We start from the raw sequence: 5514 nt of genomic DNA, 5'->3' as shown, positions 1-5514 counted from the left end.
GCATCATCATCTGCTCGATCGAGAACATCGATCCGATGGGCGTGCACACCGGCGACTCGATCACCGTCGCGCCCGCGCAGACACTCACCGACAAGGAATATCAGCGACTGCGCGATGCGTCGATCGCCGTGCTGCGCAAGATCGGCGTCGATACCGGTGGATCGAACGTGCAGTTCGGCGTGAACGCGGAAAACGGACGCGTCGTCGTCATCGAGATGAATCCGCGCGTATCGCGTTCGTCGGCGCTGGCATCGAAGGCAACGGGCTTTCCGATCGCGAAAGTCGCGGCGAAACTCGCCGTTGGCTACACGCTGGACGAACTGCGCAACGAAATCACCGGCGGCAAAACGCCTGCGTCGTTCGAGCCGAGCATCGACTACATCGTCATCAAGATTCCGCGCTTCGCGTTCGAGAAATTTCCCTCCGCCGATGCGCGCCTGACCACGCAGATGAAATCGGTCGGCGAAGTGATGGCGATCGGACGCACGTTTCAGGAATCGCTTCAAAAAGCGCTGCGTGGACTGGAAACCGGCAAGACCGGGCTCGACCCGACGCGTTACGACTCGGGTAGCGAAGACGATCTCGTCAATCTTCGTCGCGAGTTGAAAGAGCCAGGGCCTGATCGTCTGTTCTACGTCGGCGACGCATTCCGCGCCGGATTGTCGCTCGACGAAATCTTCAATCTCACGCATATCGACCGCTGGTTCCTCGATCAGATGGCCGAGCTGATCGAGATCGAAGCGCAGATCAAATCGGGCGGTCTCGGAGCGCTCGATGCGAAACGGATGTACGCGATCAAGCGCAAAGGATTTTCGGATGCGCGCATCGCCGCGCTGGTCGGCACGGATGAAAACGCGGTGCGCCGTTTGCGCCACGCGTTCAACGTGCATCCCGTTTACAAGCGCGTCGATTCATGCGCCGCGGAATTCGCGACGACAACGGCGTACATGTATTCCACGTACGAAGAAGAGTGCGAAGCCAATCCGAGCAATCGCGACAAGATCATGGTGCTCGGCGGCGGCCCGAACCGCATCGGGCAGGGCATCGAATTCGACTACTGCTGCGTGCACGCCGCGCTCGCCATGCGCGAGGACGGCTACGAGACGCTGATGGTCAACTGCAACCCGGAGACGGTGTCCACCGACTACGACACCGCCGATCGGCTGTACTTCGAGCCGCTGACGTTCGAGGACGTGCTCGAGGTGTTCTATGCCGAAGCTCAGTCGGGAGAGGGTGGCCCGGGTGTCACCGGCGTGATCGTGCAACTCGGCGGTCAGACGCCGTTGGGCCTGGCCCAACGACTGGCCGACGCCGGTGTGCCCATCGTCGGCACCCCGCCGGAAGCCATCGACCTGGCCGAGGACCGCGGCGCGTTCGGCGACGTGCTCACCACCGCGGGGCTGCCGGCCCCAAAGTACGGCACCGCAACGACTTTCGCGCAAGCCCGCCGGATCGCCGAGGAGATCGGCTATCCGGTGCTGGTGCGGCCGTCGTACGTGCTGGGTGGTCGCGGCATGGAGATCGTTTACGACGAGGAGACGCTCGAGGGTTACATCGCGCGCGCCACCGAGTTGTCGCCCGAGCACCCGGTGCTGGTGGACCGCTTCCTCGAGGACGCGGTCGAGATCGACGTCGACGCGCTGTGTGACGGCACCGAGGTATACATCGGCGGGATCATGGAGCACATCGAGGAGGCCGGCATCCACTCCGGCGACTCGGCGTGCGCGCTGCCGCCGGTCACGTTGGGCCGCAGCGACATCGAGAAGGTGCGCAAGGCCACCGAGGCCATCGCCCATGGCATCGGCGTGGTCGGTCTGCTCAACGTGCAGTACGCCCTCAAGGATGACGTGCTCTATGTCCTGGAGGCCAATCCCCGTGCCAGTCGAACGGTGCCGTTCGTCTCCAAGGCCACCGCGATCCCACTGGCCAAGGCCTGCGCCCGGATCATGCTGGGCGCCACCGTTACCCAGCTTCGCGACGAAGGACTGCTCGTCAAAACCGGCGACGGTGCCAACGCCGCGCCGCACGCGCCGATCGCGGTCAAGGAGGCCGTGCTCCCGTTTCACCGGTTCCGGCGTGCCGACGGGGCCGCCATCGATTCGCTGCTGGGCCCGGAGATGAAGTCGACAGGTGAGGTGATGGGCATCGACCGGGATTTCGGCACTGCCTTCGCCAAGAGCCAGACCGCCGCCTATGGATCGCTGCCGGCGCAGGGCACCGTGTTCGTGTCGGTGGCCAACCGGGACAAGCGGTCCCTGGTCTTTCCGGTCAAGCGGCTGGCCGACCTGGGTTTCCGCGTGCTGGCCACCGAGGGCACCGCGGAGATGTTGCGCCGCAACGGTATTCCCTGCGACGAGGTGCGCAAGCATTTCGAGTCGCCGCAACCTGGACGCCCCGAGATGTCGGCCGTCGACGCCATCAGGGCCGGCGACGTCGATATGGTGATCAACACTCCGTACGGCAACTCCGGTCCGCGCATCGACGGTTACGAAATCCGTTCGGCCGCAGTGGCCGTCAACATTCCATGTGTCACGACGGTGCAGGGCGCGTCCGCTGCCGTGCAGGGCATCGAGGCCGGGATCCGCGGCGACATCGACGTGCGTTCGCTGCAGGAACTGCACAGTGACATGGGTGCGCAGAGCGCCGGGGACGTGGACGGTCAGCGGTGACCGGGTTCGGCGCCAGGCTGGCCGAGGCGAAGGCACGCCGCGGGCCGCTGTGCGTGGGCATCGACCCGCATCCGGAGCTGCTGCGGGCCTGGGAGCTGCCGACCACGGCCGACGGGCTGGCCGCGTTCTGCGACATCTGCGTGCGGGCGTACGCCGAATTCGCCGTGGTCAAACCGCAGGTGGCATTCTTCGAGGCATACGGCGCCGCGGGGTACGCGGTGCTGGAACGCACGATCGGCGCGCTGCGTGACGCCGGGGTGCTGGTGCTGGCCGACGCCAAGCGCGGTGATATCGGGACGACGATGGCGGCGTATGCCGCTGCCTGGGCCGGTGATTCGCCGCTGGCCGCCGACGCCGTCACGGCCTCGCCCTATCTGGGATTCGGTTCGCTGCGTCAGCTGCTGGAGACCGCCGCCGCGCATGACCGCGGCGTGTTCGTGCTGGCCGCGACCTCTAACCCCGAGGGCGCGACCGTACAGCAGGCCCGTTTCGACGAGCGGACCGTCGCGCAGCTGATCGTCGACCAGGCGGCCATCATTAACAAGTCCGCCAGCCATAGCGCCAACCCGGGCGAGCCGGGATCCGTCGGCGTGGTCGTGGGGGCGACGGTCTTCCACCCGCCGGACTTGTCCGCCCTCGGCGGTCCGGTGCTGGTTCCCGGCGTCGGGGTGCAGGGCGGACGGCCCGAGGCGCTCGGCGGCCTGGGTGGCGCCGCGCCGGGCCAGTTGCTGCCCGCGGTGTCGCGCGAGGTGTTGCGCACCGGGCCGGCCGTGTCCGACGTGCGGGCGGCGGCGCGGCGGATGCTGGACGCCGTCGCGTATCTCGCTGCGCCCTGAGACCAGGACCGTCGACGTTCAGCGAGCCGAATTACGTGCGGGGGGCGGGGCTCCATCGCGGCTACATTGCTTGTGAAATCCTGTGAGCGTGTCCGGGTCAGTGACTCCGTCGGGGTTGATGACGTTTTTGTTCACCGATGTCGAGGGTTCGACTCGTCGGTGGGAGACCGACGCCGAGGGGATGCGGGCCGCGCTGGCCGCCCATGACGTGGTGTTGCGGACGGCGATCGAGGCGCATGGGGGGTTTCTGTTCAAGCACACCGGTGACGGTGTGTGCGCGGCGTTCGCCTCGCCGCGCTCGGCGGTGGATGCCGCGGTGGCCGCGCAGGGGGCGTTGGAGTTGCCGGTGCGGATGGGTATCGCGACCGGCGAGGCCGAGCTGCGCGGGGGCGATTATTTCGGTGTCGTGCTCAACCGGGCCGCGAGGGTGATGGCTGCCGGTCACGGCGGTCAGATCCTATTGGCTGACTCGACGGCGGCTCTGCTCAGCGGCGTCGATCTGGTGGATCTGGGGCCGCGGCGGTTGCGGGATCTGCCCACCGCTGTCGGGGTATTTCAGGTCCGAGCGGCGGGCCTGCGCACGGACTTTCCGCCGTTGCGAACGTTAGATGCGAGTCCGGGGAACCTGCGGCCGCAGACCACGAGCTTTGTTGGGCGCGAGTCGGAGGTCGCCGAGCTGCAAGGCGCGGTGAAGGCGCACCGGTTGGTCACGTTGACCGGGGTGGGGGGTGTGGGCAAGACCCGCCTGGCGCTGGAGGTCGCGGCGCGGCTGATCGATGAGTTTCCCGATGGCGTTTGGTTTTTCGAGTTGGCCGCGGTGGCCGATCCGGCCGCGGTTCCCGACGCGGTGGCCGCGGTGCTGGGCATCATCCAACAGCCGGGGAAGAGCGTGACCAACAGTGTCGCGGCCGCATTGGAGGGACGAGTCAGGTTGTTGGTGCTCGACAACTGCGAACACGTGCTCGACGCCGCCGCCGATCTGGTCGAGGCGATTCTGGCCGCCTCGGCGACCGTGACGATTCTGGCGACCAGCCGCGAAGGATTGGGGGTCAGCGAAGAACAGATATGGCGTGTCCCGTCGCTCGATGTCAACTCCGGAAGCGAATCCGCTGCCGTGAACCTTTTCGTCGACCGTGCCCACAGTGTCGTGTCGGACTTCTCGTTGACCCTGTCCGACGAGGCCGACGCTGTTGTGGATATCTGCCGCAGACTCGACGGCATCCCGTTGGCCATCGAGTTGGCGGCCTCGCGGATGGCCTCGATGACCGCCAGCGAGGTGCGTGATCGTCTCGATCAGCGGTTCCGGCTGCTGGTGGGCTCGCGGCGCGGACTGGAACGTCACCAAACCCTGCGCCACGCCGTGCAGTGGTCCTACGACCACCTCGCTGAGGCGGAAAAGGCCATGCTGGAACGGTGTTCGGTGTTCGCCGGTGGTTTCGACCTGCAAAGTGCCTGCGCTGTAGCGGGGTTGCCGGACGCCCCGGACGACTTCGCCACCCTCGATCTGCTCGACGCGTTGGTGCGCAAGTCGCTGCTGGTCGCCGGCCGATCCCTGGGGCGGACCCGGTATTCGATGCTCGAGACGATCCGCCAGTTCGCCGAGGAACAACTGGTCGCCCGCGGCGAAGCAGCCGAAATCTGGGCCGCCCACGCGCGGTACTTCGCCGCACTGGAATCCGACATCCTGGCCCTATGGGACAGCCCTCGCCAGCGTGAGGCCTACGACTGGTTCGCTGTCGAACAAACAAACTTGCGCACCGCGTTCCGTTGGGCCGCCGACCAAGGCGATCTGGATGTCGCCGCCCCGATCGCAACATATGCGGCATGGCTCGGTCTTATGACTGAGAATCATGAACCGATCGCGTGGGCCGAAGAGCTCATCGAGCCCGCACGCGCCATCGACCATCCTCGGCTCGCGACCCTATATGTGGTGGCGTCGAATTGCTATATGGCCGGACGGATCGATTCGGGCATTCGTTACACCGAGGCCGCCGAGCGGGCGATCAGCG

At 66.5% G+C, this 5514-nt stretch carries 3 protein-coding genes; all 3 read left to right on the top strand.

Annotation, left to right across the window (positions count from 1 at the left end; translation table 11 throughout):
• Positions 1-2669: carbamoyl-phosphate synthase large subunit (gene carB, locus JO236_RS05310; RefSeq protein WP_293325738.1), on the top strand; the 2669-nt coding region annotated here is incomplete at its 5' end.
• A complete protein-coding gene (gene pyrF / locus JO236_RS05305) occupies positions 2666-3505 on the top strand; it encodes an orotidine-5'-phosphate decarboxylase (protein ID WP_293325736.1) in 840 nt (279 codons plus the stop codon). The genes carB and pyrF, both read left to right, overlap by 4 nt.
• Positions 3506-3623: 118 nt before the next feature.
• A partial coding sequence (locus JO236_RS05300; protein WP_293325741.1) for an ATP-binding protein occupies positions 3624-5514 on the top strand: 1891 nt, incomplete at its 3' end.

The organism is Mycobacterium sp., assembly GCF_019247635.1.
In the GTDB taxonomy this organism is placed as follows: Bacteria; Actinomycetota; Actinomycetes; order Mycobacteriales; family Mycobacteriaceae; genus Mycobacterium.
Note: the sequence above shows the minus strand (reverse complement) of the source record. Positions and strands in the feature narration are given on the sequence as shown.